This window comes from Siphonobacter sp. BAB-5405, from assembly GCF_002872335.1.
Classification (GTDB): Bacteria; Bacteroidota; Bacteroidia; order Cytophagales; family Spirosomataceae; genus Siphonobacter.
This window is the reverse complement of the sequence record NZ_NJAG01000062.1, coordinates 1-717: the sequence shown is the minus strand read 5'-3', so window position 1 is coordinate 717 and position 717 is coordinate 1. Positions and strand designations below refer to the sequence as shown.

Below are 717 nucleotides of genomic sequence, written 5' to 3'. Positions count from 1 at the left end.
CGCTTTGCCATGACGGCCCACTCGTCCGTAGGTTACAGCCGGAAGCATTCGACGTACAGCGGATTGGCCCCATTGCGGGCGATTTGCCGACAACGACCTGGATCACGCCGACCCGCTGGGAGCCAACCACGACCGGCTTCGCTGAGGGGTTAAGGAAATCGCTCTTTAACTACATGCACGGCGTTTGTTTTGAGTTTCCTTTGCAGGAATGGTTTCGTAGTTTCGGGTAACCGAAAACGACGATTCCGCCGAATTATATTCAGCGAGTGGAAGATCAGGAAGAAGACATTCGTCCCAATGCCCTGACCGTCTGGTTGGGAAAGGAGCCTTCGCTGGCTTTTTTGAGGAAAAACGCGGGAAACACCGGGTCGATCTGGCCGAATTGACCTTCTACGATCGAAAACAGGAGTGGGGCTTCGTAACGGATGCGGCTACGGGTCAATGGCTAACGGATACGTTACCGACCATTCAGGTAACCGAACCGGCGTCGTTCGAAAAAACTAAAACAGTCCTACGAAGCWGAAGGCTTGGGTACAAATCGGGATCCATTTGGGGTCAGTTTTCAGGCCTTTTTATCGTCGGACATCGGCGGTAAATTGCGTGAAAATGGTTTGCTCATTGTATAACTAGGCTTGTCAACCCCGAAGGGGTTCAATATAAATAGACCCGTATGCAATGCGGGCAAAACTTAATACACAGGAATAAACTAGTATGAAA

General features: G+C 50.7%; 1 protein-coding gene. It reads left to right on the top strand.

The features are described from left to right. On the top strand, positions 1–230 hold a 230-nt coding region (locus tag BWI97_RS27785), incomplete at its 5' end, for a hypothetical protein (RefSeq protein ID WP_158242845.1). Positions 231–717: the final 487 nt, after the last annotated feature.